The organism is Arthrobacter sp. 05T420 (genome assembly GCF_056396305.1).
In genome coordinates this window covers 137,665-163,520 of record NZ_JBFTLG010000014.1, presented here as the reverse complement: position 1 = coordinate 163,520, position 25,856 = coordinate 137,665, and the positions used below count along the sequence as shown (strand labels likewise).

The following is a 25,856-nucleotide window of genomic DNA, read 5'->3' as shown; positions in this document are numbered from 1 at the left end:
TGAGGTGCCTGAAATGGCGCTGCGCAGCAACGAAAGTGAACCCCGATATGGCTACCGATTACGACGCCCCACGCAAGACAGAAGAAGAATCTCCCGCTGAGTCGCTGGAGGCCCTTCAGGCGTCCCGCAGCGGCGGCGCGCAGACTGCTGTGATCGACGTCGATGAGAACGACACCGCCGAAGGCATCGATCTTCCGGGCGCGGATCTGTCCGGCGAAGAGCTGACGGTCATTGTTGTTCCCGAGCAGTCCGATGAATTCACCTGCTCCTCCTGCTTCCTGGTCCGCCACAGGTCCCAGGTGGCCCTCGAAAAGAACGGCATGAAGTACTGCCGCGACTGCGAAGGCTAAGAACCTTCCCGCGGCCAGCTGCTCCGCAGCTGGCGATGCCCCGGAATCGACGAGACAGCAAGCCGCACGAAGCGCCGGACCCGCGAGGGTGCCGGCGCTTCGGCGTTTCTGGCAAAGCCCACGGCTGCGCGTGTTATCTGTTCGTGAAGGAAGGTCTCGGGATCTGTCTGTGAAATCCGTCCGTGACCAGGGACAGGCCTCATTAACGGTTGGGCGCCGAAACGCTTGAGGACCTCGCCCGCCGGTTCCGCGCCGCCTACGCTGGAAGCGTCTGACCTGCACTGACTGTTCAGCCAGCCCAAGAGCTCAGGCAGCACCAAGGGTGGCCCGCAGTGATGAAGATCCAGTTGAAGAAGTTCCAGGTGAAGAAGACCCACGCTTTGCTCGGGGCAGTGCTGATGGCAGCCGGTCTCGGGGTGCTTGCGCCGGCACCGGCCGCCGGCCTCGGGGAGCTTAGTCTGGCGCCGGCCGCCGCGGACCCGTACTGCGGACAGGTCTGGGGTTCGCTGAGCAAAACGGATCCGGCCATGAGCAAGGCCAAGGTGGTGAACGTGCGGACCGGTCAGCATTACTGTTTTGACCGGCTAGTCATTGACCTGAACGGCCCTGTAGCCGGCTACACCATCCGGTACGTGCCCCAGGTGGCACAGGACGGGTCCGGCCTGCCGATCCCGCTGGAAGGCCAGGCCTTCATTCAGCTCACGGTCAATGCGCCTGCATATGACGACGCCGGCAATCCCACCTACAACCCGGTGAACAAGAGTGAACTGACGGACGTGACCGGCTACCAGACATTCCGGCAGGTGGCGTGGGCTGGCAGCTTCGAAGGTTACAGCAGCCTTGGCATGGGAGTCCGCGCACGGCTGCCGTTCCGGGTCCAGACCCTGTCAGGGCCGGGCGCCGGGTCACGGCTCGTCGTGGACGTGGCGCACTTCTGGTGACGCCCGGGGCTGCGCAGCGTCGAGCTGCCCGGAGCTGCTCCGAGGCGCGCGCCTTGCTCCGCGGACTGGCTAGAGCAGGTGTATTGGCTAGAGCGAGCCGAGCTCGGCCCGGAGCGGGAAGTCACGGCCGTCCAGCACCAGCTGCGTGCAGCGGCCCGTGCCGGGGTTGAGAACGATCGGCGCCATGAGGTTGACCGTCGTGGAGCCGGGGGAGTGGTTGACCACGATCAGCACCTGGGGGGCCTCCTGCTCGTCGAGTTCCAGGGCCTCCAGCGATGCTGCCGGGATCGGTGGAGCGTAGCTCGGGGCAAACACGGCGGCGTCGGCCAGGAACAGCCGCACCGGACTGGACCCGGCCTCCAAGGCGTACAGTCCGGCCGCGCCCTCGACGCTCCGCAGCACGAAATCGTGCAGGTCCTCGAAGCCCGGCATGGGTGCGGTGAAAGTGAGGGGAAGGCTAGCGACGGGAGTGTCCATGACCGGGGCGCTCACCGCAGGAAGTCCATCAGGGTGGGCTGAAGCACCCGGGCCGTCGCGGCGAGGGCCACTTGGTAATTGGTCTCCTGAAGTTTCAGGTCCATGATGACGCTGCCAAGGTCTGCCGTCTCAATCCCGGTTTTCTGTGCGTCCAAGGTGGCCTCCAGTTCTGTGTTGGCGCTGCCAGCCCGATCCAGCCGCGCCTGGCGCGTTCCAATTTCCGAACGGCCGTTGACGATGTTCTTGAATGCCGTGTCCACTTGGGCGGCCCGGGGCGATGTGTCCGTCCCCGCCCGCAAGTCGGCGGCCATCTGGCTCACGATATCGAAGACAGAGCCGGTGCCGCTACCGAAGATCGCGGCACCGTCGGCGTCGACGCGGACGGTTTCCGTGGCGCTGATGCGGCGCTCCACGGGGCTCTTGGGCAGCCCGTCGAGCGCGGGCGGGGTACCGGTGAAGGCACTGGCGGCATCCGAGCTGCCGGCAAAGATGTTGCGGCCCAGATTCTTGCTATTGGCGATCGAAACCAGGTCCTTGGTCAAGGAGTCCAGCTCGTTGGCGATTGCGTCCTTGCCGGTTTGGTTGAGCGAGCCGTTACCGGCCAGGACCGTGAGATCCTTGATCCGGTGCATCACGTTGGTGGCTTGTTCCAGTGCGGAATCCGCCGCCGTGAGCCACGTGTTGCCGTCGTCAATGTTGCGGCTGTACTGGGCGTTGGCGGCGAGGAGGGCGCGGGTCTCGAGGGCCTGGGCGGTGGCGGCAGGATCGTCCGACGGGCGCGAGATCTTCTTGAGCGTGGTCGCTTTTTCCTGAAGCTCGGCCAGCCTGGACTGCTGGGTCTGCAGCGTACGCTGGGCGTTCGCGCTCATGGTCAGGTTGGTTACCCGGTTCAGCATGTGGCTACCTTCCTACCAATCCGGTGCGGTTGATCAGGACATCGAGGGCTTCGTCGACGGCGGTCATCACACGGGCTGCGGCCTGGTAGGCGTGCTGGTTGGTGAGCAGGCTGACGTTTTCCTCATCCAGGCTTACTGACGCCTGGGAGGACCGGCTTGTCAGGGCGGATACCTGAGCGGCATTGGTGAGTGTTTCGTGTTGCTGGGCTCCGCGGGACTGAACGCCGATGTTTGTGACAATGCCTGACCAGGCTTTGTCCGGCGAGGTTGAACCCGTACCGAGCTGCGAGATCTTGTCCGCGATGCTGGCGTCAAGGGCGCCGCCAGTCGACGCCTTGAGGGCGATGTCGGCGGTGTTTGCGGGTCCCTTGATGTTCAGCGCAGCGGGGCCGGCACCGGTGATAGTGAAGAAACCGACGCCGGTGGCGCCGGTGCCCGTGACTCCCGTCGCGTGGATAGGGTTCACGGCCGTGGCGAGGGCCGCGGCGAACTTGTTAAAGGACTCGGCGGCCTCGGCGATGGCGCCGCCGGAGCCGGGCGTGGACGGCGGTGTGGCGGCGGGCGCCAGCACGGACAAGGCGCCGGCGATTTCGCCACCGTCGACAGGTACGGCGACACCGCTCCGGTCTGCCCATTCAAGTTGAACCGGCGTTCCCATCCGGTCCGATGAGGAACCCGAGATGGCGAGCGTCCGGACTGACCCGCCGGTGACCAGCGCGTTGCCGCCGACAAGCACGTCGACTGTGCCGTCGGATTGCTCGCGGACAGTGCCCCCGACGAGTCCGGCAATCTTGTCCGTGAGCTTGGCCCGTGCATCGATCAGTTCATTGGCCGACCCGCCGGCGGCCAGGGTAGACCGGATAGTGGTGTTGTACGAAGCGACCTGGGCGGCGGCCGCGTTGACGGCGTCCACATTGTCGGAGACCTGGGCGCGGGTCCTGCTCCACTGCGAGTCGAGGGCCTGGTACGCGGAGGAGATCTTGTCCGTCACGGAGTTAGCGGCATTGAGCAGAAGCCCTTTCGGGCCGTCCTCCGTGGGCTGGTTGGCAGCGGCTTGCCACGCGGACCAAAAACCCTGCAAAGCGGTCGAGATGCCGTTCTCTCCGGGCTCCTGAAGCACGCCTTCAATGCCCTGCAGAGCGGACGAACGAACACTTGCGTAGCCGGCTTGGGCTCCGGCCGAGCGGACGGTGCCGTCGAGGAAGCTGCTGCCGAGCCGTGCGATGGCGTCCACCGAAACACCCTGGCCGGGCTGCAGTGTACCGCCGCTGAAGAGCCCGCGGGCAGGCGCGGCCAGCGAGGACTGCTCTACACGTTGACGGGTGTATCCCTCGGTGGCGGCATTGGCGATGTTCTGCCCAGCCACGTTCATGCCTTGCTGGGCAGCGGTCAACCCGCGGTAGGCGGTGTTCAGGGCGCCGAAGGTGCTCATGGTCGCTTCCTTAGAATTGCTGGTCGAAGATGCGGGAACCGGCGGATTGCCCGGTCTTGCCGTGGGCGTCGTAGGTGCCGGCTGCGGCCGCGGGGTTGAGGTCGGCAAGCGACTCCTGCGTGGAGCGCACCGCTGTGCGCAGGTACTGCTCGTTGGAATCCCGCAGTTCCTTGATTAGGGCGGTCTGGCGGGTCAGTGCCGTCAGGTGCGCAGTAAGGACCTCGGCCCAAGCGCCTTCCGGGGCGGCGGCGGCGAGTTCGGCCAGCGAGGCGTCGGTGGGGAGTCCCCAGACCTCGGCGACGACGGCCGCTTCGATGGTGCGGGCCAGGCTCGCCTGGGAGAGGTGACCCAACACCTGCTCCACTTCCTTGGTCCCGTGGGGCAGCCAGCGGGACTTGCCCGAGGTCAGCAACAGCTGTTCTTCCTCAAGCTTGAAAGTCAGAACGTCCAGGAGTTCACGCTCCCGCCACAGCAGGGCTGAAAGTTCGTGGATGGCCATGGTCCGGACGGCTCCCTCATGTGTGAATGGTGCGAGTGACTGGTGCGGTGGTGTCCCGAAGCGTCTATGTCATCGTGCGGACGATGCGCCAACAGCTGGGCTCGTAGAAACTATCGGCGGGGCCGGGGGATCCGTTAGCGGAATAAGACTGGTAACACGGGGAATTTGGCGCGAAGGAAAATCCGAAAACAATTTTGGATTTCTCCTTACCTGTGCTTCCCAAGTGGCGATAACTACTCCTGAAGGCCCACGGACGGGCCATCGCATACAGTCCCACTCACGGAGGAAACATCATGGGCTTCGTTATTAACAACAACCTCGCGGCTAACAACTCGTACCGTAACCTCAACGCTACTCAGAGCGACCTTTCCAAGTCATTGGAGAAGCTGTCCACCGGCCTGCGCATCAACCGTGCAGCTGACGATGCAGCCGGTCTTTCAATCTCCGAGGGCCTGAAGTCTCAGGTCAGCGGTTCTGCCCAGGCAGCCCGCAACGCTCAGGACGGCATCTCGGTTATTCAGACCGCGGAAGGCGCCCTGACCGAGGTCCACTCCATTCTGCAGCGTATGCGCGATCTCGCTGTCCAGGGCGGTAATGACACGAACAATGGCGACGCTCGCACAGCGATCCAGACCGAAGCTGACGCCCTCGGCAAGGAACTCGACCGCATCACGACGTCGACGAACTTCGCTGGAATCAAGCTGCTCGATGGTTCGGCAGGCGCTGCGACGAACGGAAAGCTCAGCATCCAGGTCGGCGCGGATGGCTCGGCCGACAATGTGATCTCGGTTGATCTCGGAAACGCTGCTACCAGCATCAACACGGGCGGCAAGACGTTCTCCTCGACGACCGGTGCTACCGACTTCAAGGTGGACACGGCTGCGAACGCAACGCAGACCATCGCCGATCTTGACGCCAGCATCAAGGCGGTTTCCACGCAGCGTGCTGACCTCGGCGCCTCCCAGAACCGCCTCGAGCACACGGTTAAGTCCCTGAATGTTGCCGGCGAAAACCTGCAGGCCGCTCAGTCCCGCATCGCCGACGTCGACATGGCTCAGGAAATGGTCAAGTTCACCAAGGCCAACATCCTGTCCCAGGCTGGCACCGCCATGCTGGCCCAGGCAAACCAGTCCAGCCAGGGTGTTCTTTCCCTCCTGCGCTAAGCCCGGTTCCGGCAGTCCGGTAGTCCAGAAATGAGTCTGCCACCCTGATCGGACGAAGAGACACCCCCGATCACTATGCTGCGGAAGGGCCGGACGATGGCATAACCATCGTCCGGCCCTTACGTGCAGTATTTGTATTTAGAAACAGCATCAGCAACAAAGCAGATTTTGACAGCAAGGGGAGGCAGCGATGGGGATCTCACTCGACGGACTGGCCAGCGGGCTCGATACCACCGCGCTTATCAGCTCCATCATGCAGTCGGAAGCAATCCCGCAAACGCTGCTCAAGAACAAGTCCTCGGACATCCAATCCATGGTGTCCGCGCTCCAGGGACTCAACAGCAAAGTAGCCGCCCTCGCGACGCAGGCCACGGCCGCAGCCAAGCCGGGCGCCCTGGACCTTTACACCGCGACTACGAGCAGCGACAAGGTCGTGGCCACCACTACTGCCGCCGCCAAAGCAGGCTCCATCGACTTCCAGGTAAACCAGCTGGCGCAGACCCAGGTCACCGTGACACCCAAAGTGAACGCCGTGGTTGGGTGGCCGTACACCACCATGACGATCAACAGCGGGGGCAAGGACTATACGATCGAGCCGCTCGGGAGCAACCTCGACGACGTCGTTACCGCAGTGAACGCCGCGGGCGCCGGCGTAACTGCAACAAAAGTGGCCGTCGGCGGCGGGGACTTCCGAATCCAGTTCGCCGCCACGAAGTCCGGCGAGGCCGGTGCCTTCACTATTTCCGATGCCGGCACGACTTTCACGGATGTCAAGACCGCTCAAGACGCAGAGATCACCCTCTGGCCGACGAGTCCAACTGCCGCTCAGGTCGTGAAATCTTCGACCAACACCTTCACCGACCTTCTGCCTGGCGTGACCCTCACCGCCAAAGAAGTGACCGCCGCTCCCGTGACCCTCACCGTTGCCCGGGACGACGCCGGGATCACGAAGCTGGCCTCGAATCTAGTCGACGGTGTCAACGGCATTTTCTCCCTCGTGGCGAGCAAAACCGCGGTGAGCACTACGACCAACACCAGCGGCACCACCACGAGCGCCGGGGTTTTTGCGGGCGACAGCACCGTGCGTTCGGTGAACCAAAGCATTCTCTCGGCCGCATCACTGCCAGTCGGCACCCCGCCGCGGTCGCCGTCGGAAATCGGCATCAGCATCACCAAGACCGGCACCATGGAATTCGACGCCACAAAGTTTGCTGCCGCCCTGGCCGCTGATCCCGCAGGCACTGCGGCTAAGGTCCAGGAGATCGCCGGGCGCATCGCCAGTGCGGCCACCGCGGCGTCGGACAAGTACGACGGCACGCTGACCACCACCATCACCGGCCAGCAGTCCGAGGTCCGTGACCTTGCGAATCGGATCGGCGACTGGGACACCCGCCTCGCCTCCCGCCAAGCCACCCTGAAGAGCACCTACTCGGCCCTTGAGGTCGCGCTCAGCAACATGAAGGCCCAGCAGACGTGGCTCTCCTCCCAACTCGCCGGCCTCTCCTCAGGAAGTAGTTCAGCATGACCACCACGTCCTACGGAAGCGCGGCTCAGCGCAACCAGTACCTCGAGGACTCCGTCCTCTCGGCCCCGCCGGCGCGCCTGCTCACCATGCTCTATGACCGCCTCCTCCTGGATCTTGGCCGGGCGGAGACAGCGCAGCAGGGAGCCAACTGGCCCGTCGCCTCGGTAAACCTCCTGCATGCCCAAGCCATCATTGCCGAGCTCGTGTCGTCCTTGAAGACTGATTCCTGGGATGGCGCCGACGGGCTGATCGGCGTCTATAACTACGCCTTTACGGCCCTGGTCAACGCCAACATCCAGCGCGACCCGGCTTTGACCCGCGAAGCCATCGAACTGTTGGAACCCCTGCGCCAGGCCTGGCACGAGGCCGCGGCCGTCATCCCGGCGCCTGCCACCGCCAGCCGCGGAACCGCCGCAACCTTCCCCGCCGCAGCCCCCACCGCCTTCTCGGCAGCCAGAGCCTGGAACTCCCAGCCCGGAACAGGTGGCGGGAGCCTCGGTTTTGGCTGAGCGGGCTGACGCGGATACCGGCCTTGGGGAAGCCGGTGACAACCACACCGCCGCAACCCTGCCCGAATCCGCGGCCGCTGACACAGCCCTGACGGCTTGGACGGCTATCTTGGATGTGCTCGAAATGGCGGTGCAGGCCGCCGAACGTACCCTGAAGGATCCTCTGGGCCCGCTGTCCGCCGCAGCGCCTCACCACGTGGCGCCGCTGCCCGTGGAACGCTGGACACCGCCTTCCCGGCCCGGACCGTTGCCGGCGGCCGCGCGGCGTCGCGCGGCCGCGCTGGCCGCAGCCCAGGAACGTGTTGCCCACCGGCTCGATGAAGCCCGAATGGACGTGGCCCGTCAGCTCCAAGCGGTGTCCTCAGTGCCCGGTGTGGGCGAGTCTTCGGCCGCGATCTACCTCGACGTCAACGGCTGAAATCTCCTCAGCTCAAATCTTCGAAAGAACTGTTGCATTTTCACCTAACGCGGCGCTGACCAGTGCCGATAACCACTGTTAGAGCACGGATCGCTCGCTTACCGGCCACGGATCGGCCACCCCCACCTTTCCCAGGCAGGACTCTGTGCTCGAATCCGTGACTTCCGCCGCCTTGGCCAGTGCCATGGACGGGCTGGCATTGCGCCAGCGCACCATCGCGAACAACATCGCGAACATCAACACGCCAAATTACCACGCGAAGCGCGTCAGCTTTGAGGACGCCCTCGCGGCGTCGGTGAAGTCCGGCGACGGCAGCGTCCAGGCAACCACGGCAGAGTCCCTGGAGCCCACCCAGCTCAACGGCAACAACGTCAACTTGGACACCGAAACGCTATCCAACATCGACACCGTGCTGCGCTTCCAATTCGCCGCCCGCGCCGTCAACACCGAATTCACCGCCGTTCGCTCCGCCCTGAGGACCAGCTGATGACTTTCGACGCTATCGGCATTGCAGGCTCCGCCCTCACCGTCCACCGCAAGTGGCTCGATGCTGTCTCGGACAACCTCGCCAACATGAACAACGCCTCGGCCACGTCCGGCCCTGCCTTCCAGGCCCGGTACGTCGAGGCCGCCGAAGGCTCGGAGGGCTCGGGCGTGTACGTCAAGAGCACCCAGCTCGGAAACGCCGCGGGCAGGATCGTCTACCAGCCGGATCACCCGCTGGCGGACGCCAACGGCAACGTCAAGTACCCGGACATTGACATGGCCGAACAGATGGGCGCGCTCATCATCGCCCAGCGCGGCTACCAGGCAAACGCACAGGTAGTGGATCGCGCCCGCGAAACTTACATGGCCGCCCTTGAGATTGGACGCTCCTAATGACTGTCGCCCCCATCGCCCCCGTCCAGGGTGTCCTGCCAACAAGCTATGTCACCGGCGCAAGCAACGGAGCGGCCCCGGTTGCCGGCACGGACGGCTCCGCCTTTGCAACGTCCCTCACCGGCGCGGTGGATAACCTCCAGCAGCTGCAGTCGACGTCGAACCAGCTGGCTGTCTCTGCCGTCACCGGCAACCTGGACGACATCCACACCGCGACGCTGGCCGCTACCCGCGCCCAGGTGACGCTCGAGCTCATGGCCACCGTGCGCAATAAGGGCGTTGACGCCTTCAACGAGATCATGAGGATGCAGGCCTGATGCCTCCGCAGATAACCGCCTTCTTCCAGCGCTTCGGCGCGAGCCTGAAGAGCTTCACCGCCGGCCAGCGCACCTTGGCCGTGCTTGGCGCTGCCCTGCTGGTGGTCGGCATTGTGGCTTTGTCCGCCTGGCTCACCCGCCCGGTGCTCACCCCCCTGTTTTCCGGCCTCCAGATCACCGACGCAAACGGCATCGTCGAACAGCTCCGCAAGGACAACGTTCCGTACGAGCTCAGCGACGGCGGATCCACCATCCTGGTGCCGCAGGACAAGGTCTACGACGAACGCCTCAAGGCCGCGGCCGCGGGCCTGCCGACTGCCGCCGCCACCGGGTACTCCCTGCTGGACAAGATGGGCGTGACGTCCTCGGAGTTCCAGCAGTCCGTGACGTACAAACGCGCCCTCGAGGGCGAACTTGCCAGCACGATCTCCGCCATGGACGGCGTGAAAACCGCCGCCGTCCGGCTCGCCATCCCCGAAAAGACGGTGTTTGTGTCCAAGACCCCGGACACCACCGCCTCGGTGTTTATTGAAACCGACGCCGGAGCCACCCTGTCCAGTGACCGCGTGCAGGCGATCGTCCACCTGACCTCTGCCGCCATCGAAAACCTCAAACCCGCCAACGTCTCCGTGGTCGATTCCCAGGGCAACGTGCTGTCCACTGTTGGCGGCGGGACCGCAGGCTCGTCCACCAAGCAGGCCAGCGACTACCAGCAGCGCACTTCGGACGCCGTCAAGGCCGTCATGGACCGCGTAGTGGGCCCGGGGAACTCCACGGTCGCCGTCGCCGCCGATGTGACGGGCGAATCCGCACAGCAGAAGAGCGAAACTTTCTCCAACACCGCCGGCGCCCTGCCGCTCAGTGAATCGTCCAAGACCGAGAAATACACCGGAACCGGGGGAGGGGCCGCCGGCGTCCTCGGCCCGGACAACATCGCTGTGCCTGGCAACACAAGTGGAAACGGCAACTTCGATTCCTCCACCGCGACCAAGAACAACGCCGTCAACAAAGTCACCGAGGACCGGGTCATCCCGGCCGGTGCCATCAAGCGGCAGACCATCTCCGTAGCCGTCAGCCAGGCTGCCGCCGGCGGCCTGAACCTCGCTTCGCTGAAGAACCTGGTCACCTCCGCAGCCGGAGCCGACACCGCGCGCGGCGACGTTGTCACCGTTGAGGTGGTGCCGTTCAGCACCGCCGCCGCCGACGACGCCGCCAAAGCGCTCGCCGATGCCAAGGCCAACGCCGAAGCCGAAAAGCAGGCCGCGTTCTTCGGCACCATAGTCACCGCGGGCAGCATCCTGCTGGGCCTGCTGATCCTGGCCCTGGTGGTCACGATCATCCTGCGGCGGCGCCAGAAGCGCGAGCCCGTGGACCTCGGCGAACGCCTGGACCTGGAGATCATGCCCGTGGCACCGCCCGTGGTGGCCCTTCCCCCCGCCCCAGCGACGTCGGCGATCCCGATCACCGCCCTGCCCCCGCTTCCCGGCCCGAGCATCGAGCAGCTGGAATCCGAGCGCCGCCGGTTTGAGATCGACAGCATGGTCGCCGCCAACCCGGAGCGGGCCGCCGATTACCTGCGCAGCCTCATGGATGACAGGCAATCGGTATGAAAACAGCCGATACGCTCCTCTCCGGCACCCAGCGTGCCGCCGTCGTCCTGATGCAGATGAGCCCCGAGAATGCCGCCAAAGTCATGGCCCAGCTCACGGACACCGAGGCGGAGGAAATTGCCGGGGAGATCGTCAAGCTCCGCAAGGTGGACCCGGACGTCGCCGAGCAGATCATGAAGGACTTCCACCAGACCGCGCTGACCAGCCCGCGCCAGGCCCGGGGCGGCCGGGAACTGGCCGAGGGCTTGCTGGAGGCGTCCTTTGGCTCGGAAAGGGCCGCCGGACTCATGAACCGTCTCACGGTCAACATGGCCGGCAAGTCCTTTGAGTTCCTCGAAGACATCGAGCCCGTGCAGGTCCTGGCCCTGATCGACGGCGAACTGCCGCAGACCATCGCCCTGGTCCTCGCCCACCTCAGCCCGCGCAAGGCCTCGGCCGTGATGTCCGGGCTGCCCGGCTCCCTGCGCGCCGACGTCGCCCTCAGCATCGCCACCATGGGATCCGGCGCGCCCGAGGCGATCGGGATCGTCGCCGATACCCTCAAACTCCGCGGCGGCGCTGCTGTGTCCCAGCAGGCCTCCAAGGTGGTCGGCGGCATCCAGCCGCTGCTGGAGATCATCAACCGGACAGACGCCGGCACGGAACGGTCCGTGCTGGACGGCCTGGACCTGCTCGATCCCGACCTTGCTGTGGAGATCCGGGCCCAGATGGTCACCTTCGACGACATCGTCAAACTGGAGCGCCGCGACGTGCAGCTGGTGCTGCGCGGACTCGACGCCGCCGTCCTGGCGATGGCCATGAAGGGCGCCTCCGAGCCGGTCCTGGAGACCATCACCACCAACGTCTCCGGGCGCAACCTGGAAATCCTCGAATCCGAGATCGCCGGCCTGGGGCCGCTGCGGGCCTCGCAGATCGAAGAGGCGCGGGCCGCCGTCGTCCGGTCCATCCGCGAGCTCGAGGCCGAAGGCCAGATCACCATCCAGCGCGGGGACGAGGAAGACTATGTCTACTGACAGCGGCGCTGCCCCTGCCCCGGCGCGCATCGTCTTCCCCTCGCTGCGGTCAAGTGGCCCGGCCGCCGAGCAGGCTGGCTACACCGAGGGCCACGCCGCCGGCTATGCAGCCGGGGTGCGTGCCGCTGCGAAGGAACAGCGCCGCTGGCGGGACCGGATGGCCGCCGAACAGGCCGCCTCCCTGGCCGCCGGGCAACAGGACCTGGACCGTGCCGTACGTGCCCTTGCCGTCGCGCGGACCGATTTTTCGCACCGCAACGTGCAGGCCCTGCAGGACGCCGAGGAAATCCTGGCCCGCACGGCCCTGGAACTGGCGGAGGCCATCCTCGGCTACGAATTGGCCGAAGGCACCCGGACCGCCCGTGCCGCCCTGGCCCGCGCCCTTTCCGGGAACGATGCCGCAACGGTGCTGGCCATCCGGCTGCACCCGGCGGACATCGATGTCCTCAGCCGGGAAGGCCAGGACCTGCCCGCCGGGCTGCCGCTCATCGCGGACCCCTCCCTGGGCCGCGGCGACGCGAAGGTCGAGTACCAGCAGGGCTGGTTCGATGCCAGCCTCCGCACAGCCCTGGGGCGTGCCCGCACGGCACTGTTGGGAGAGGCGCAGTTGGGAGAGGCACAGTTGGGACAGGCCGGACAGGCCGACGCCGATCCTTCCGGCGGCATTGCCGCCGGAATTCCCGGTGATTATCCCGGCGGCGCTTACCGGGGACAGGGATGATCGCCGAGTGGCGCCCGAAGGGTGCCGACTATGCCGCCGCGCTGGCCGCGGCTGCTCCGCAACGGGTTGGCGTCGTCACTTCAGTGATCGGTCTGGGCCTGGAAGTGTCAGGACTGGATTGCGCGCTGGGTGACCTCGTGACCGTGGGGGAGAACCCGGGCCTTGACGCCGAAGTCGTCGCCGCACTGGACGGCTCCGTGCGCTGCATGCCGCTGGGTCGGCTGGCCGGCGTGGCCGCCGGTGATCCCGTCCGTACCAAGGGCAGCGCGGTGCTGGTTCCCACCGGGCGAGGTCTGTTCGGCCGCGTCCTTGACGGCCTGGGACGGCCGATCGACGGCAAGGGCCCACTGCTCAGCGGACCGCGCGTGCCGATCGACAACGAGGCGCCCAACGCCATGAAACGCGCCCGCATCGACACCGCGCTGCAGACCGGCGTGCGCGTCCTGGACACCATGACGACGCTCGGCAAGGGCCAGCGCATGGGCCTGTTTGCCGGCTCGGGCGTCGGCAAATCCTCCCTGCTCTCCATGATCGCCCGGGGTACCGACGCGGAGGTCTCGGTGATCGCCCTCGTGGGCGAACGCGGCCGCGAAGTCCGTGAATTCCTCGAGGACGACCTCGGCGCCGCCGGCCTGGCGCGCTCCGTGGTGGTGGTCGCCACCTCCGACGAACCAGCCCTCATGCGCATGCGCGCAGCCTTCACCGCCACCAGGATCGCCGAGTCCTTCCGTGACCAGGGCCAGGATGTGGTCCTCATGATGGACTCCCTCACCCGCGTCGCCATGGCCCAGCGCGAGATCGGCCTCTCGGCCGGCGAGCCCCCGGCCACCCGCGGCTACCCGCCGTCGACCTTCTCCATCCTGGCGCGGCTGCTGGAACGCGCCGGCACGGCCGAAACCGGCTCTGTCACCGGCATTTACACCGTGCTGGTGGATGGCGATGACCACAACGAGCCCATCGCCGACGCCGCCCGGTCCATCCTGGACGGCCACGTGGTCCTGGACCGCAAGCTTGCCATCACGGGCCACTTCCCGTCCGTGGACGTGCTCGGCTCCGTGTCCCGGGTGGCCAGCAAGGTCAATTCGCGGCCCCAACTCGAGTCAGCGGCCACGCTCCGCCGGGTCCTCGCGGCCCGCAAGGCGGCGCAGGACCTGATCGACGTCGGCGCCTACCAGACCGGGACCAACCCGCTGGTGGACGCAGCGCTGAACCACGAGCACGACGTCAGCGGTTTCCTCCAGCAGCCGATGGACGAATCCACGGCCCACCCCGAGTCCTGGCAGCGGCTCGGCCACCTCACTTCGATCCTGGGAGCAGCAGCATGAACCGCGAATTTTCTCTAGCTGGCCTCCTGCGCCTCCGCCAGCTCCAGCAGGACCAGGCGGCGACCGGGCTGGCCCGCGCGCGCTCACGTTCCAGCTCCGTGCGGGTACGCGAGGCCGCCGCCCGCCGCGAGCTTGCGGCCACGGATGACCCCATCTCCAGCTCGGCATCCTTGCGCGCTGTGGCCGCCGCCCGCTCGTCCTCGCACAGCATGCTCGCGGACCTGCAGAACCTCACGCACCTGGCCGAGGTTGACGAGGCCAAGGCCCGCGCGGAGTTCATCGCGGCCCGGACACGGTCCGTGGGGCTGGAAAAACTGGAAGCCCGCCACGACGCCGAGGTCAACTCCGCGGACCTGCGCGCCGAACAATCCGCCCTGGACGAGATCGCCTCGACGCTCTGGCACCGCGACGAACTGCAGGTGAAGCCATGAGCATGACCGAAGCGATCAGCCGGATGCAGGGCATTCAGTCCATGATTGCGGAACTGACCCGGCCCGCGGCCACGGAAACAAGCGCCGCCAAGGCTGCGGCGGCGACCTCGCTCGCGACCGCGACGGGCACAGGCGACTCCGGCACGTTCACCCAGGCACTTGCCGCGGCGTTGGGCGGGAACGGCACAACCGATGCCGCTTCCCTCACGGACGGCCTGGGCCTCGGCACGTCACTGGGGCTCGGCGGCACGACGGCGGCCGGGACCGCCGCGCTCACTGGCGCCCAGTCCACGGGAACCGTACACACCGGCGGTGCCGCGACGGGCAACGACGTCGTGTCAGTGGCAAAGAAGTACATCGGTGTTCCCTATGTGTGGGGCGGAACCAATCCGGCCACCGGCATGGACTGCTCCGGCTTCACCCAGCGGGTCTTCAAAGACCTCGGTGTGGAGCTTCCCCGCGTGGTGAGCGACCAGATGCGCCAGGGCACCCCGGTGGCCTCCCTCGCCGAGGCGAAACCCGGAGACCTTCTGGTGAGCTTCGGCGGCAACCACATTTCCATCTACCTGGGCAACGGGAAGGCAATCGACGCTCCCGTGCCCGGCAAAACCATCCAGATCCGCGACGCCTGGGAGCAGCAGTCCAACCTGACCTCCATCCGGCGCATCGTTCCCGCAGGGACGGCATCATGAAGGCCGCAGCATCGATGGCTCTCGCGGCTGCGCCGGCAACTGCCGCACCGGCCCGGGCAGCCCGGCAGGGCACGGAACCGCGGGGCGGCAACGGGAACCCGGAGGCCGCGTCCTTCGACGCCGTCCTCAACGACGTCCAGGGTGCAGAAGGCAACGGCAGCGCTGCCGGGCCGGGCACCGCCACTGAAGTACCGGTGACCGACGACGGGGCGCCGGAACGTCCGGAGCGCGACGGCGGCGCGGATCTCGCTTCGCCGGCCGGCCCCGCCGGAAACCCCGTGACGGCTGACGCCGCCCCTTCTTGGGCCGCTCCGGGAACCGATGCCGCCTCGGCTGCCGGCCCTGGGCCTGCGCAGATTGCCTCAGTCCAGGTCGCCCCAGTCCAGGTCGCCCCAGTCCAGTACGCACCGGCTCAGCTCTCCTCGGCCCAGTTCGTCTCCCTTACCCAGACAGGACCGTCAGCCCAGGCCCGTGCGTCAGCGCAGCCCGGACAGGCAGCGCAGGCCCTTGCGCCGGCGTCGGATCGTATCGATCGTTCCCCTGCTCCGGGACAGGCCGGCGTCGCCTCCGTAACCGCGGCCGTTCATCCGGCCGTTCCTCCCGCCGTTCTTCCCGCCGCGGTGGCGGCCGCCGCCGCCCAGGGCCCAGTTATCGCGGCCACTGGATTGTCCGCGACGCTGCAGCAGAGGCCTGTCTCCGTCCCCGACCGGACCGTGCGGGAGGGCAACCCGCCCGCCGGTGCGGCCGCACAGACCATGGGCGCAATCCCATTTGCCGGGGCTGCCAGCGGATCCATTGCGCCCGGCGGCCTGCCAGCCACCGCCCCGGTTTCCGCCCCTGCAGCTGCCCCTGCCTCCGCCCAGATTTCTACACCGGCCGCCGCGTCTGCCATCGCTGTGGCCTCTCCGTCGGTTTCATCGGTCTCCGGCACGGAGGGGACCACTGCTGCGCCCGATCTCGCCCAGGTGGCCAGCGGGTCGCCCGCGGCTGCATCTACCGGTGGGGCCCCGGCCGCCACCGTGGAGGCGGCCCCCGCCGCCTCCACCACACCGGCCAAAGCGGTAGCAATGACCGCGTCAGGACTTGGCGGACGTGGTTCTGTGCATGAGGCTTCGCCAGCGGGCACCGCCTCAGCGGCTACCGGGCCCGCGGGCAACGGGACAGGCGCCACCGCTGCAACCACCGTCGTCGCTGCCGTCGCGCCGCCCGCGTCCGGGCAAGCCCGGACCGCCACGACCCCCACGACCGCCGCCGCCAGCGCCGTGGGTAGCGCCGTGGCTCCCGCGGCCGCTCCGGCGCGCGCCGACATCCTGTCAGGTCCGGCCGCCGCGCCGGCGGGCAAGCCCGCAGAGACACCGTCCGCTCCGGACAACACGGGCCCGGCGCTGGCTGTAACACCCGCCCAGCCGCCCACGGCCGCAACGGTGAGTCAGCCTGCGTTCCAGCCCGCAGCACAGCCTGTGTCACAGCCTGCGTCCCAGCCGGCCCCCCAGTTCGCGGCGGCCCTCCAGCCGCAGCTGGCCAAACCGCTCTTCACGCTCGTGGGGGCGCCGCACGGCCAGCACATCATGACGCTCAAGGTCAGCCCTGAAGATCTCGGCCCGCTGACGGTCCGGGCCCAGATCGACGCCGCGGGCGTCCGGATTGAGCTCTTCGCCCCGGGCGACGCCGGACGTGAAGCGGTCCGCGGCATCCTGCCTGACCTCCGCAAGGAACTCCGCGAGGCCGGATTCGGGGCCAGCCTCAGCCTTTCAGATCACAGCGGCCCGGGAGGCTCCGGACTGAGCGGGGGCCACAACGGCACCGGCCAGGACCGGGCAGGCTCCGGCGCCCAGTTCGCCGCCGGCCGTGACCCCGGCGGTGGCGGCTCCGGCCCGGGCGGCCGGAACGGGCCGTCCGAGCCGAGGCCCGGACACCGCTGGGACGCGCTGGCCGATGATCAAGCCCTGCGCACCGCCAGGAAATTGAACGGCCCCCAAACCACCCTCGACATTCTTGTCTGACACGAAGGAACGCGACTTATGACGATTCAGCCGATCGCATCCCAGCCGGTAACGGCGGTGGGGGAGGCCTCCCAGGCATCCGCCGTGCGGACACCTGCGCAGAGCATGGATGCCAACGTGTTCATGCAGTTGCTCGTGACGCAGCTCAAGAACCAGAACCCGAGCGCGCCCATGGACACCAACCAGATGATGAGCCAGACACTCCAGCTCTCCATGATGGAAAAAATGACCGAGCTGACCACCAACAGCAAGGAGGGATTCTCCCTCCAGATGCGGACGGCAGCCGCCCAGCTGATCGGACACTCGGTCGGCTACACCCTCGCGGATGGCACCACCGGGGCCGGCATCGCCAAGTCCGTCTCCTACGCGGGCTCGGTCCCGTCCGTCATGATCGGCGACCTCGCCGTTCCCCTCGACTCCGTCACCGGGCTCACTGCTCCGGCCGCTTCCTAACCAGTTTCTTCACCCGTAGAAAGGCAGTTCCCATGCTCCGCTCGCTGTACTCCGGAATCTCGGGCCTTCGCGCCCACCAGACCATGCTGGACGTTACCGGCAACAACATCGCCAACGTCAACACCGCCGGCTTCAAGGCCTCCTCCACCCAGTTCCAGGACACCCTGTCCCAGCTGCAGCAGGGCGCCACCGGCCCGCAGCCCGCGACCGGCGGCAGCAACCCGGCCCAGATCGGCCTCGGCGTCCGGGTGGCCGGTGTCACCACCAACTTCTCCCAGGGCTCTTCGCAGAGCACCGGCCGCGCCAGCGACATGATGATTTCCGGTGACGGCTTCTTCGTCACCAGCAAGGGCGGCAGCCAGCTGTTCACCCGAGCCGGTGCGTTCAGCCCGGACGCGGCTAACCAGCTGGTGAGCCCCGACGGCGGCATCCTGCAGGGCTGGACCGCCACCAACGGCGTCATCAACGCTGGCTCTCCGGTCGGCGACATCACGCTGAACCCCAACACCATGGTGGCCAAGGCCACGGATACGGTGACGCTGGACGGGAACCTGCCCAGCGACGTCGCAAATGGCACCAAACTGGACCGTGTCGTCAATGTCTACGACGCCAACGGGAAGGAAAGCAGCCTGACGCTGACGTTCACCAAAACGGGGGCAGGCTGGGATGCTTCCGGCGACGGCGGCGCAACAAACGCGGGTTCCCTGGCCTTCACCAACGGGAAGCTGAACGCTGGTGCCCCCATCGCCATCAACGGCATCACGATCGACGTCTCCAAGGTCTCCGGCTACGCCACCATGAGCTCGCTGGCCGTCAGCGGCCAGAACGGTGCCGCCGTCGGCAAGCTCGAGTCCTACTCGCTGGGCAGCGACGGCTCCCTGATCGGGTCGTTCAGCAACGGCATCAAGCAGGTCCTGGCCAAGATCGCCCTCGCCAAGTTCACCAACCCGGCCGGCCTGGAGAAGGCCGGCGGCTCCTCCTACGTGGCAACCGGCAACTCCGGCGGCGTGCAGCTCGGTGCCGCGGGCGACCCCGGCATCGGCACCCTGACCAGCGGCTCACTGGAAATGTCGAATGTTGACCTGTCGCAGGAGTTCACCAACCTGATCGTTGCCCAGCGCGGCTTCCAGGCCAACGCCCGCATCATCACCACCTCCGATGAGGTCCTGCAGGAACTGACCCAGCTCAAGCGCTAGTCCCCCTGCCGCTAACCCCCCACCCCCCGCGTTGCCCTATCACGTACGGCTGTCACCTTTTAGCAGCCAAAAGTGATAGGGCAACGGGTCTGTTAAGGCAGAGGGCAGGGGGCACGGGCGGGGCCCGGGGGCTCGCCGTCAGGCAGCCTGCCAGGACACGGGAAGTTGTTTCACTCCATAAACGATTGTGCTTTCCATCCGCTCCAGCTGCGCCCCGGGAGCCACGGCCAGCCCGGGCAACCGGGAGAGCACGGCCTGCAACGCTATCCTGGCCTCGAGACGGGCCAGGGGCGCGCCGAGGCAGAAGTGGACGCCCTGCCCGAAGGCGAGGTGCCGGTTCGGTGAGCGTCCGACGTCGAACACCTCAGGGTGCGGGAACTGCTCCCCGTCACGGTTCGCCGAGCCGATCCAGGCCACGATCGGGGAGCCCGCAGGTATGGGCAGGCCGCGCAGGGTCGTGTCGACGGCGGAGATCCGGTACATGGACTGCACGGGGGAGCGGTACCGCAGCACTTCTTCGATCGCCTGCGGGAGCAGCGCCGGCTCGGCGATCAAGCGCTCCGCTGTGCCCGGCGCTTCGGTGAAGCACAGCACCGCATTGCCGATCAGGTTGGTGGTGGTTTCATTGCCGGCAACGAGCAGGAGGGCGCAGAATCCGAGCAGCTCCATGACGCTGAGCTTCTGCCCGTCGATCTCGGCGGCGAGGAGCGCGCTGATGAGATCATTGCCCGGCCGGCGGCGCCGCTGCTCGATCATGCCCGTGAAGTACTCCGCCATTTCCCGGTGCGCGGCCATGTGCCCGGTCTCGTCGGCGCCCGGGCGGGTCTGGCTCACGATCACGTCGGACCACTGCTTGAACCGGTCCCGGTCCGCGGCCGGGATGCCCATCAGCTCCGCGATCACGATTACCGGCAACGGATAGGCCAGCCGGTCGATCAGGTCCGCGGCGCCGGCACCGACCACCGGGTCCAGCAACTCGTCGCTGAGTTCCGAGATCCGCGGGCCGAGCGCTTCCACTGACCGTGGGGTGAACGCCTGGGACACCAGGGACCGCAACTGGCGGTGCCTGGGAGGGTCCGTGTTAATCAGGCTGGCGGCGAAGAGCTGGCCCGTTTCGGAGGGGTTGTCCCCGCCGATCCGGGAAGAAAACGTGGCGTGCTCGGACAGGACACGCTGCACGTCGTCGTAGCGGAACACGTGCCACACCCCGGTCTCCTGGTCCTGGAAAACGGGTTCACTGTGGCGCATGGCTTCGTAGCGGGGAAACGGGTTCAACGGCTGCTCCAGAGCCGGAAATGGCACCATGGCTGGCCTTCCTGACGAGGCGGACGGCCGTCGCTTGCTGGGACTGGACCAACTTGCAAGGGACGAGTTGCCACCGAGCAGGCGTCCGACGGGACGGGCCGCGCGGCCCCGTCAGCCCCCACCCTAATACGGCGGAACAGCCTTGGCATGGGGATTCTGGCCCAACTCCGCCACCTGGCGGAACCGGCACGTTGCCGCGGCGCCTAACGAAGGGGCCGGTCCTGCCGACAGTACGGAGGAGAACACCCTTCCCCTCACAGAGCAGAATCGGCCCATGATCGTCGTCACACGCCTCAACGGAACGCGCTTCGCGGTCAATCCGGACCTCATTGAACGCATCCACGAGAGCCCGGATACGCACTTGGTGACGCTCGACGGCGCCGCCTACGTGGTGCTGGAAAGCCTCGCCGAAGTGGTGGAGCTCATCGCCGACTACCGGGCATACATCCTGAGCAAGGCCCGGGACTTTCCGGCCATCACCGGATATCCACTCAGCCTGGTCCGGACCGACGATCAGGACGACGACCCCTCCGACGACGGCGCCGGCCCCACGGCGCCCGCGCAACCCAGAAAGTAACGATGGATCCCGCAACAGTCATCGGACTGCTCCTCGCCTTTGGCTCCGTTATCGCCATGGTGTCGCTCGAGGGCGCCAGCCTGTCAGCGCTGCTCCTCCCCGCCCCCATGATCCTGGTCTTCGGTGCCACGCTCGCCGTCGGGATCGCTGGAAACACCATCAAGGATGTTCTCCAGGCGTTCAAAGCCCTCCCCAAGATGTTCCTCGGCAAGACCGCCAAGCCGCAGGAAAGCATCGACCAGATGGTCCGCTTCGCGGAGAAAGCCCGCAGCGAGGGCCTGCTGTCCCTGGAAGAGGAAGCGGCCAGCGTCAAGGACCCCTTCCTGGCCCGTGCCCTGCAGAACATAGCCGACGGCACCGACGCCGAGGACCTCCGGATGCTGATGGAGGACGAGATCGATTCGAAGGCCCGCAGCGACCACGCCAACTCCAAATTCTTCGCGAGCCTCGGCGGCTACGCTCCCACCGTGGGCATCATCGGCACCGTGGTGTCCCTGACCCACGTCCTGGAAAACCTTTCCACGCCGGACCACCTTGGCCCGATGATCGCGGCAGCCTTCGTCGCGACCCTGTGGGGCCTGCTCTCGGCCAACTTCATCTGGCTTCCGTTCAGCGCCCGGATGGCCCGGCTCTCGGAGCTGGACATCGAACGGATGACGCTGCTCATGGAAGGCATGTTGTCGGTCCAGTCCGGCGCCCAGCCGCTGCTGCTCGCCGAACGGCTCCGCGCCATGGTCCCAGAGCACCAGCTCAAGGCCTCCGGCGGCGGCGGTAAGAAGGCCGGCGCGGACAAGTCCGACAGGATGGACGAGGCCGCGTGAGCCCCCGGCGGCGCGGGCGGAAGAAGCCGGAAGAACACCACGTCGACGAACGCTGGATGGCGTCTTACATGGACATGGTCACCGTGCTGATGTGCATGTTCATCGTGCTGTTCGCGATGTCCACGGTGGATGCCAACAAGTTTGAAAAGCTCCGCAACTCCCTGGCCACCGGGTTCGGCGCGGTCGCGTCGGAAACCGTGGACACGGCGTCGGGTACGGTGGTGCCGCCGGAACTCGTGAACGAGGACCTTGAGGCCTTCGCCGCCGTCAAGGGCGCGGCAACCGCATCCCCCGAGAAAAACATGGCAGAAGCGGTCAAAGAAGTAAACAAGCTCAAAGAGCTGCAGAAGAAAATGCAGGCCGGGCTGGCAGCCGCCGGGCTAAGCGAGAACGTCGAGTTCCAGATCGACCAGCGCGGCCTGACGGTCAAACTCGTCGGATCACAGGCCTTCTTCAAACCCGACCGGCCCGAGCTCACCTCCCGGGCCACCCGCGTGCTGCAGGTCATCTCCCCGGTCCTGAAGCCGGCCCACATGGAAATCATGATCGAGGGCCACGCTGCGAACGGCATCACCTCCTACCCCTCCACGTGGGAACTGTCCTCGGCGCGCGCCGTCAACGTCCTGCGGTACATGGTGGACAACGGCCGCATTGCCCCCGGCACTATCGGCGCCGTCGCGTTCGGATCGGCCCGCCAGGTCAACGACGACTCCACCCCGGCGCTCATGGAGCGCAACCGCCGGGTGGACATCGTGGTCCTATCCGACAAGCCCGACGTCGTCCGGGCGCTGATCCCGGAGGCATTGAAACAGAGCGGGAAGTAGGCGGATATTGCCTTCGGGTATTGGCTACTGCTTTGCCTGCGATTGCCTGCCATTGCCTGCCTGCAGGTATTGCCTAAGGCGTACTGCTTACGCCACGAGTTCCCTTGCCGATAGTGGCAACCGTGAGTGTTCTGGATGAGCGGGAAGTGGCACGGGAGCGGACCGTCAGTGTCTATGACTTCCGGCGTCCCGCGACGCTCGCCCGGGAACACAGCCGAGTACTGGAGCTCGCCTTCGAGACCTTCGCGCGCCAGTGGGGCACGCAGCTCACCGCCAAGGTCCGCGTCAAGTCCGTGGTGCGCCTTGAAGACGTCAGCATGCTCAGCTACGACGAATACGCCGCCTCGCTGCCCGCCGTCACGGCCATGGTCCTGTGCACCGTGGAAGCCCACGATTCCAAGCTCGTAGTGCAGTTCCCCGGCCCGGCCGCCCTCGGTTGGGTCAACCGCATGCTCGGCGCCTCCACCGATTCGCCCATGCCGGACCGCAAGTTCACCCAGATCGAACAGGCCCTGGTCAAGGGCCTCATGGACGAGGCCCTCGAAGACCTCGGCTACTCCCTGGGCCCGCTGCTCAGCGAGGCCGTCCGGGTGGACACAATCCAGTACAACTCCCAGTTCGCCCAGGCCGCCGCGCCGAGCGAACTGATGATCGTCGCCTCTTTCACCATGAGCGTCGGCGACGTCAACGCCCCCGCCACCCTGGCCGTTCCGGCCGGCATCCTGCTGGGACGGCTCAAGAAGGTCAACCCGACCGACTCCCGCGACGACGCGCCCGCGCGCATCAGCGCCCAGCTGGAGCAGGTGCCGGTGGAACTCTCGGTGCGGCTCTCGACGTCGTTCGTCACCCCGAGCCAGGTCCTGGGACTCGCAGTCGGCGACGTCCTGACGTTGCCGCACCTGGAAAACAGGCCCTTTGATCTCACCCTGGACGGAACCCGGCTGGCAACCGCCGCACCGGCCCGCAACGGCTCCCGCGCGGCCGCAGTAATTGTCACAATCGAGGAGAACCAACGATGAGCATCACCCTGACCAAGCACGAATTGTCGGCGGAACGGCTTGTCGAGGAGCTGCCGAGTCCGGTAGCCCTGAAAGTTGTCGCCCTGGTGCCTGCCCGGTCCGCGGCGGCCTACGCCCGGCAAGCAGTCACGGCGACCTTCGTGGGCGCGGTGACGGCTGACCTCGCCCTCATGCTCAGCGACCGCACCTTCCTTGACGAGGCCGCCGGGGCAGGGTCCCAGCTGGGGCACGTCTCTGTGACTGACGTCCTGCGCCCCGCGATGGAAAGCGCCAGCTCTGTCTTCGGCGCCGGTGTCCTGTCCGACCTGCGCGAATCCGACGTCTCCGGGCTCCTCTCGGACCCCGACACGGCCGTCTTTGAACTCTCCGACGGCAGCAACGCCGCGGCCTGGTTTGCCGTCCGGCTCCGCGAACACGGCACCAGCCAGGACCGCTCCGGGGACTTGTTCGCCGGCGGCGACACGGTAGCCGGCCGGCTCGGCCGCATCAACAACATTGAAATGGCCCTGACCGTGGAGATCGGACGCACCCGGATGTCGGTCCGGGACGTGCTTTCGCTGGAGCCGGGCAAGATCATCGAACTGGACCGCTCCGCCGGCGCCCCGGCCGATGTCCTGCTCAACGGCCGCCTGATCGCGCACGGCGAAGTTGTGGTCCTCGACCAGGACTACGCGGTGCGGATCACCCGGATCCTCGACGTCGCCGAGGGGCTCAGCTGAATGGACGCACTGATCCTCGGGCTACGGGTAGTCGTGGCCCTGGGCGCGGTGCTTGGCCTCATGTGGTTCCTCCAGCGCCGGCTGGGCCAAGGCGCCGGGCGGCGCCGGGCTGACCGCGCCCTGACCATCGTCGGCCGGCAGAGCCTCGGACAGAAAGCCTCCGTGGTGGTGGTCGACGCCGCCGGGCAGCGCTTCCTCCTGGGCGTCACCGAGCACGCCGTCAACGTCCTGCACACGGGGGACATCCCGCCCGAACCCGAAGAAGTCCCGGTCCCCGGCATCAGCCGCGGCCTCGGCGATTTCGCCCGGATCCTGGCCGAGGCCAGCCCGCTCGCCGGAAACCACTTCAGCAGCCGGCCTGCAGGGCCCACCGGTGATGCCGCCGCCGGCGACGGCGCTGACGGCGCAGATGAGGCCGCCGACGGCGACCGGGACCTGCCGCCGTCCCGCCGCAGCTCCCTTCACCGCAACTCCCATGCCCGCGGCCCCGCCAGCCGCGGCGGCGCAAGCAGCGCTTCGGGCCATCCGCCCCTGCACGGCTCCATTCTGGCCGGCTCCACCTGGAAGCAGGCAGCCGCCGCGCTCAGGAGCGGACGACGCAATTGATCTTCCCGCTCGCCACCGGCACCACCCGTCCGCGAACCGCTGTCGCACAATCCCTCAGGCTCCTGGGCCTGGGGGTCGCCGTCGTGCTCTTTGCCGTCCTCCTGCTGTGGCTCAACGCCACGGCCGGCCACGCCGCCCCCATCGACCCCGTGGCGCCGGTACCGCCGGCCGACCCCGCCAGTCCCGACGGCGGGAACGTCAACATCCAGATCAACGGGATGGACGGCAAACCCTCCACCGCAGTCCTGACCCTGATCGGGATTACGCTCCTAGCCGTTGCACCGTCGCTGCTGCTGATGATGACGTCCTTCACCAAGATCTTCGTGGTCCTGGCCATGACCCGCAACGCGCTGTCCCTGCCGTCCATCCCGCCAAACCAGGTCCTGGCCGGGCTGGCCCTGTTCCTCTCGATCTTTGTGATGTGGCCCGTCATCAACGAGATGAACAATCTCGGAATCCAGCCCTACCTCAACGGCAAGCTGGACTTCAACGGTGCGGTCAGTGCCGCGTCGGGTCCGCTGCAGCACTTCATGCTTGCCCACACGCGGGAAGAGGACATCGCCCTGATGTCCCGCGCCGCCGGCGCCGAGAACCCGGCCACTCCTGAGGCCGTCCCGCTGCAGACCCTGATCCCGGCGTTCATGATCTCCGAACTCCGTGCCGCGTTCATCATCGGCTTCGTCATCTTCATACCTTTCCTCGTTATCGACCTCGTGGTGTCCGCTGCCCTGATGTCCATGGGCATGATGATGCTGCCGCCGGTCATGATCTCGCTGCCCTTCAAGATCCTGCTGTTCGTCCTCGTGGACGGCTGGGGCCTGATCATCACCGCACTCGTCCAGAGCTACGCGGGTTCAGGATGAACGCTAACGCGGTCCTGGACATCTGCCTCCAGGCCATGATTGTGGCCGCGAAGCTCGCCGCGCCGGTGCTGGTCACGGCGCTGGTGGTGGGCCTGGCCATTTCCCTGCTGCAGTCCATCACGCAGCTGCAGGAAGCCACCCTGTCCTTCGTGCCCAAGGCGGCCGCGGTTGCCGTGGCCCTGATCGTCTGCGGACACTGGATGATCTCGGAGATGGTCTCGTTCACAAACGACCTCTTCGCGAAGATCCCGTCCCTGCTCGGAGGCCTGTGA

General features: G+C 67.0%; 31 protein-coding genes. 26 read left to right on the top strand and 5 right to left on the bottom strand.

Annotation, left to right across the window (positions count from 1 at the left end; genetic code table 11):
- The first annotated feature begins 47 nt into the window (after positions 1–47).
- A complete protein-coding gene (locus tag AC1DEM_RS14880; protein ID WP_277527784.1) occupies positions 48–350 on the top strand; it encodes a DUF4193 domain-containing protein in 303 nt (100 codons plus the stop codon).
- A gap of 362 nt (positions 351–712) precedes the next feature.
- Entirely contained in the window at positions 713–1,291 is a 579-nt protein-coding gene (locus tag AC1DEM_RS14875; RefSeq protein ID WP_476885104.1) for an AMIN-like domain-containing (lipo)protein, read from the top strand.
- An 87-nt stretch (positions 1,292–1,378) separates the two neighbouring features.
- On the opposite strand, the gene fliW is transcribed toward AC1DEM_RS14875, so the two are convergent.
- From fliW to AC1DEM_RS14855, 4 genes are read right to left on the bottom strand one after another with little or no spacing between them, the layout of a single operon-like run.
- Positions 1,379–1,768: a flagellar assembly protein FliW gene (gene fliW / locus AC1DEM_RS14870; protein ID WP_476885083.1), complete on the bottom strand. Its 390-nt coding sequence runs from the start codon at positions 1,766–1,768 to the stop codon at positions 1,379–1,381.
- A gap of 11 nt (positions 1,769–1,779) precedes the next feature.
- On the bottom strand, positions 1,780–2,664 hold the full coding sequence (gene flgL, locus AC1DEM_RS14865) for a flagellar hook-associated protein FlgL (RefSeq protein ID WP_476885082.1): 885 nt from the start codon (positions 2,662–2,664) through the stop codon (positions 1,780–1,782).
- 4 nt (positions 2,665–2,668) lie between these two features.
- Positions 2,669–4,096: a flagellar hook-associated protein FlgK gene (gene flgK, locus AC1DEM_RS14860; RefSeq protein WP_476885081.1), complete on the bottom strand. Its 1,428-nt coding sequence runs from the start codon at positions 4,094–4,096 to the stop codon at positions 2,669–2,671.
- 10 nt (positions 4,097–4,106) lie between these two features.
- Positions 4,107–4,595, bottom strand: a complete 489-nt coding sequence (locus AC1DEM_RS14855; protein ID WP_476885080.1) for a flagellar protein FlgN — start codon at positions 4,593–4,595, stop codon at positions 4,107–4,109.
- 293 nt (positions 4,596–4,888) lie between these two features.
- On the opposite strand from AC1DEM_RS14855, the gene AC1DEM_RS14850 reads away from it, so the two are divergent.
- From AC1DEM_RS14850 to AC1DEM_RS14775, 16 genes are all read left to right on the top strand, one after another.
- A complete protein-coding gene (locus tag AC1DEM_RS14850; RefSeq protein ID WP_476885079.1) occupies positions 4,889–5,758 on the top strand; it encodes a flagellin N-terminal helical domain-containing protein in 870 nt (289 codons plus the stop codon).
- A 190-nt stretch (positions 5,759–5,948) separates the two neighbouring features.
- Positions 5,949–7,283 (top strand): flagellar filament capping protein FliD, encoded by a 1,335-nt coding sequence (gene fliD, locus AC1DEM_RS14845; protein ID WP_476885078.1) that lies wholly within the window; start codon positions 5,949–5,951, stop codon positions 7,281–7,283.
- Entirely contained in the window at positions 7,280–7,792 is a 513-nt protein-coding gene (gene fliS / locus AC1DEM_RS14840; protein WP_476885077.1) for a flagellar export chaperone FliS, read from the top strand. The genes fliD and fliS overlap by 4 nt, the downstream gene beginning before the upstream one ends.
- A complete protein-coding gene (locus tag AC1DEM_RS14835; protein ID WP_476885076.1) occupies positions 7,785–8,210 on the top strand; it encodes a hypothetical protein in 426 nt (141 codons plus the stop codon). The genes fliS and AC1DEM_RS14835 overlap by 8 nt, the downstream gene beginning before the upstream one ends.
- 145 nt (positions 8,211–8,355) lie before the next feature.
- Positions 8,356–8,697 carry a flagellar basal body rod protein FlgB gene (locus AC1DEM_RS14830; RefSeq protein WP_476885075.1) on the top strand — a complete coding sequence of 114 codons (342 nt, stop codon included), beginning with the start codon at positions 8,356–8,358 and terminating at the stop codon, positions 8,695–8,697.
- Positions 8,697–9,089, top strand: a complete 393-nt coding sequence (locus tag AC1DEM_RS14825; RefSeq protein ID WP_476885074.1) for a flagellar basal body rod protein FlgC — start codon at positions 8,697–8,699, stop codon at positions 9,087–9,089. The genes AC1DEM_RS14830 and AC1DEM_RS14825 overlap by 1 nt, the downstream gene beginning before the upstream one ends.
- Positions 9,089–9,406: a flagellar hook-basal body complex protein FliE gene (gene fliE, locus AC1DEM_RS14820; protein WP_476885073.1), complete on the top strand. Its 318-nt coding sequence runs from the start codon at positions 9,089–9,091 to the stop codon at positions 9,404–9,406. The genes AC1DEM_RS14825 and fliE overlap by 1 nt, the downstream gene beginning before the upstream one ends.
- A complete protein-coding gene (fliF, locus tag AC1DEM_RS14815; RefSeq protein ID WP_476885072.1) occupies positions 9,406–11,016 on the top strand; it encodes a flagellar basal-body MS-ring/collar protein FliF in 1,611 nt (536 codons plus the stop codon). Before fliE ends, fliF begins: the two co-directional genes overlap by 1 nt.
- Entirely contained in the window at positions 11,013–12,029 is a 1,017-nt protein-coding gene (fliG, locus tag AC1DEM_RS14810; protein WP_476885071.1) for a flagellar motor switch protein FliG, read from the top strand. Before fliF ends, fliG begins: the two co-directional genes overlap by 4 nt.
- Positions 12,019–12,750, top strand: coding sequence for a FliH/SctL family protein (locus AC1DEM_RS14805; RefSeq protein WP_476885070.1), 732 nt, complete (start codon positions 12,019–12,021; stop codon positions 12,748–12,750). The genes fliG and AC1DEM_RS14805 overlap by 11 nt, the downstream gene beginning before the upstream one ends.
- On the top strand, positions 12,747–14,075 hold the full coding sequence (locus tag AC1DEM_RS14800) for a FliI/YscN family ATPase (RefSeq protein ID WP_476885069.1): 1,329 nt from the start codon (positions 12,747–12,749) through the stop codon (positions 14,073–14,075). The genes AC1DEM_RS14805 and AC1DEM_RS14800 overlap by 4 nt, the downstream gene beginning before the upstream one ends.
- A complete protein-coding gene (locus AC1DEM_RS14795) occupies positions 14,072–14,506 on the top strand; it encodes a flagellar FliJ family protein (protein ID WP_476885068.1) in 435 nt (144 codons plus the stop codon). Before AC1DEM_RS14800 ends, AC1DEM_RS14795 begins: the two co-directional genes overlap by 4 nt.
- Positions 14,503–15,198, top strand: a complete 696-nt coding sequence (locus AC1DEM_RS14790; RefSeq protein WP_476885067.1) for a C40 family peptidase — start codon at positions 14,503–14,505, stop codon at positions 15,196–15,198. The genes AC1DEM_RS14795 and AC1DEM_RS14790 overlap by 4 nt, the downstream gene beginning before the upstream one ends.
- Entirely contained in the window at positions 15,195–17,201 is a 2,007-nt protein-coding gene (locus AC1DEM_RS14785; RefSeq protein ID WP_476885066.1) for a flagellar hook-length control protein FliK, read from the top strand. Before AC1DEM_RS14790 ends, AC1DEM_RS14785 begins: the two co-directional genes overlap by 4 nt.
- 18 nt (positions 17,202–17,219) lie before the next feature.
- Positions 17,220–17,654, top strand: coding sequence for a flagellar hook assembly protein FlgD (locus tag AC1DEM_RS14780; protein ID WP_476885065.1), 435 nt, complete (start codon positions 17,220–17,222; stop codon positions 17,652–17,654).
- Positions 17,655–17,686: 32 nt separating this feature from the next.
- A complete protein-coding gene (locus AC1DEM_RS14775) occupies positions 17,687–18,850 on the top strand; it encodes a flagellar hook protein FlgE (protein ID WP_476885064.1) in 1,164 nt (387 codons plus the stop codon).
- Between the two features lie 138 nt (positions 18,851–18,988).
- On the opposite strand, the gene AC1DEM_RS14770 is transcribed toward AC1DEM_RS14775, so the two are convergent.
- On the bottom strand, positions 18,989–20,155 hold the full coding sequence (locus AC1DEM_RS14770) for a cytochrome P450 (RefSeq protein ID WP_476885063.1): 1,167 nt from the start codon (positions 20,153–20,155) through the stop codon (positions 18,989–18,991).
- Between the two features lie 274 nt (positions 20,156–20,429).
- Here AC1DEM_RS14770 and AC1DEM_RS14765 point away from each other — a divergent pair, with 274 nt between their 5' ends.
- The 8 genes from AC1DEM_RS14765 to fliQ all read left to right on the top strand — a co-directional run bounded on the left by AC1DEM_RS14765 (position 20,430) and on the right by fliQ (position 25,856).
- Complete coding sequence (locus AC1DEM_RS14765) at positions 20,430–20,732, top strand: flagellar FlbD family protein (protein WP_277527762.1); 303 nt, start codon at positions 20,430–20,432, stop codon at positions 20,730–20,732.
- A gap of 2 nt (positions 20,733–20,734) precedes the next feature.
- Complete coding sequence (locus tag AC1DEM_RS14760; protein ID WP_476885062.1) at positions 20,735–21,553, top strand: motility protein A; 819 nt, start codon at positions 20,735–20,737, stop codon at positions 21,551–21,553.
- Positions 21,550–22,377 carry an OmpA/MotB family protein gene (locus tag AC1DEM_RS14755; protein ID WP_476885061.1) on the top strand — a complete coding sequence of 276 codons (828 nt, stop codon included), beginning with the start codon at positions 21,550–21,552 and terminating at the stop codon, positions 22,375–22,377. The genes AC1DEM_RS14760 and AC1DEM_RS14755 overlap by 4 nt, the downstream gene beginning before the upstream one ends.
- Positions 22,378–22,499: 122 nt before the next feature.
- Positions 22,500–23,396, top strand: a complete 897-nt coding sequence (locus tag AC1DEM_RS14750) for a flagellar motor switch protein FliM (RefSeq protein WP_476885060.1) — start codon at positions 22,500–22,502, stop codon at positions 23,394–23,396.
- The gene (gene fliN / locus AC1DEM_RS14745) at positions 23,393–24,115 is read left to right on the top strand and encodes a flagellar motor switch protein FliN (protein WP_476885059.1); all 723 of its coding nucleotides are present in this window, start codon (positions 23,393–23,395) and stop codon (positions 24,113–24,115) included. The genes AC1DEM_RS14750 and fliN overlap by 4 nt, the downstream gene beginning before the upstream one ends.
- Positions 24,116–24,721 carry a flagellar biosynthetic protein FliO gene (gene fliO, locus AC1DEM_RS14740; protein ID WP_476885058.1) on the top strand — a complete coding sequence of 202 codons (606 nt, stop codon included), beginning with the start codon at positions 24,116–24,118 and terminating at the stop codon, positions 24,719–24,721.
- Positions 24,718–25,584 carry a flagellar type III secretion system pore protein FliP gene (gene fliP, locus AC1DEM_RS14735; protein ID WP_476885057.1) on the top strand — a complete coding sequence of 289 codons (867 nt, stop codon included), beginning with the start codon at positions 24,718–24,720 and terminating at the stop codon, positions 25,582–25,584. Before fliO ends, fliP begins: the two co-directional genes overlap by 4 nt.
- On the top strand, positions 25,581–25,856 hold the full coding sequence (gene fliQ, locus AC1DEM_RS14730) for a flagellar biosynthesis protein FliQ (protein ID WP_090582752.1): 276 nt from the start codon (positions 25,581–25,583) through the stop codon (positions 25,854–25,856). The genes fliP and fliQ overlap by 4 nt, the downstream gene beginning before the upstream one ends.

Excerpts from the sequence above, each read along its gene's own strand:
- AC1DEM_RS14880 (WP_277527784.1), top strand. The coding sequence starts at position 48 with ATGGCTACCGATTACGACGCCCCACGCAAGACAGAAGAAGAATCTCCC.
- fliW (WP_476885083.1), bottom strand. The coding sequence starts at position 1,768 with ATGGACACTCCCGTCGCTAGCCTTCCCCTCACTTTCACCGCACCCATG.
- flgL (WP_476885082.1), bottom strand. The coding sequence starts at position 2,664 with ATGCTGAACCGGGTAACCAACCTGACCATGAGCGCGAACGCCCAGCGT.
- flgK (WP_476885081.1), bottom strand. The coding sequence starts at position 4,096 with ATGAGCACCTTCGGCGCCCTGAACACCGCCTACCGCGGGTTGACCGCT.
- AC1DEM_RS14855 (WP_476885080.1), bottom strand. The coding sequence starts at position 4,595 with ATGGCCATCCACGAACTTTCAGCCCTGCTGTGGCGGGAGCGTGAACTC.
- AC1DEM_RS14850 (WP_476885079.1), top strand. The coding sequence starts at position 4,889 with ATGGGCTTCGTTATTAACAACAACCTCGCGGCTAACAACTCGTACCGT.
- fliD (WP_476885078.1), top strand. The coding sequence starts at position 5,949 with ATGGGGATCTCACTCGACGGACTGGCCAGCGGGCTCGATACCACCGCG.
- fliS (WP_476885077.1), top strand. The coding sequence starts at position 7,280 with ATGACCACCACGTCCTACGGAAGCGCGGCTCAGCGCAACCAGTACCTC.
- AC1DEM_RS14825 (WP_476885074.1), top strand. The coding sequence starts at position 8,697 with ATGACTTTCGACGCTATCGGCATTGCAGGCTCCGCCCTCACCGTCCAC.
- fliE (WP_476885073.1), top strand. The coding sequence starts at position 9,089 with ATGACTGTCGCCCCCATCGCCCCCGTCCAGGGTGTCCTGCCAACAAGC.
- fliF (WP_476885072.1), top strand. The coding sequence starts at position 9,406 with ATGCCTCCGCAGATAACCGCCTTCTTCCAGCGCTTCGGCGCGAGCCTG.
- fliG (WP_476885071.1), top strand. The coding sequence starts at position 11,013 with ATGAAAACAGCCGATACGCTCCTCTCCGGCACCCAGCGTGCCGCCGTC.
- AC1DEM_RS14805 (WP_476885070.1), top strand. The coding sequence starts at position 12,019 with ATGTCTACTGACAGCGGCGCTGCCCCTGCCCCGGCGCGCATCGTCTTC.
- AC1DEM_RS14800 (WP_476885069.1), top strand. The coding sequence starts at position 12,747 with ATGATCGCCGAGTGGCGCCCGAAGGGTGCCGACTATGCCGCCGCGCTG.
- AC1DEM_RS14795 (WP_476885068.1), top strand. The coding sequence starts at position 14,072 with ATGAACCGCGAATTTTCTCTAGCTGGCCTCCTGCGCCTCCGCCAGCTC.
- AC1DEM_RS14790 (WP_476885067.1), top strand. The coding sequence starts at position 14,503 with ATGAGCATGACCGAAGCGATCAGCCGGATGCAGGGCATTCAGTCCATG.
- AC1DEM_RS14785 (WP_476885066.1), top strand. The coding sequence starts at position 15,195 with ATGAAGGCCGCAGCATCGATGGCTCTCGCGGCTGCGCCGGCAACTGCC.
- AC1DEM_RS14780 (WP_476885065.1), top strand. The coding sequence starts at position 17,220 with ATGACGATTCAGCCGATCGCATCCCAGCCGGTAACGGCGGTGGGGGAG.
- AC1DEM_RS14775 (WP_476885064.1), top strand. The coding sequence starts at position 17,687 with ATGCTCCGCTCGCTGTACTCCGGAATCTCGGGCCTTCGCGCCCACCAG.
- AC1DEM_RS14770 (WP_476885063.1), bottom strand. The coding sequence starts at position 20,155 with ATGGTGCCATTTCCGGCTCTGGAGCAGCCGTTGAACCCGTTTCCCCGC.
- AC1DEM_RS14765 (WP_277527762.1), top strand. The coding sequence starts at position 20,430 with ATGATCGTCGTCACACGCCTCAACGGAACGCGCTTCGCGGTCAATCCG.
- AC1DEM_RS14760 (WP_476885062.1), top strand. The coding sequence starts at position 20,735 with ATGGATCCCGCAACAGTCATCGGACTGCTCCTCGCCTTTGGCTCCGTT.
- fliN (WP_476885059.1), top strand. The coding sequence starts at position 23,393 with ATGAGCATCACCCTGACCAAGCACGAATTGTCGGCGGAACGGCTTGTC.
- fliO (WP_476885058.1), top strand. The coding sequence starts at position 24,116 with ATGGACGCACTGATCCTCGGGCTACGGGTAGTCGTGGCCCTGGGCGCG.
- fliQ (WP_090582752.1), top strand. The coding sequence starts at position 25,581 with ATGAACGCTAACGCGGTCCTGGACATCTGCCTCCAGGCCATGATTGTG.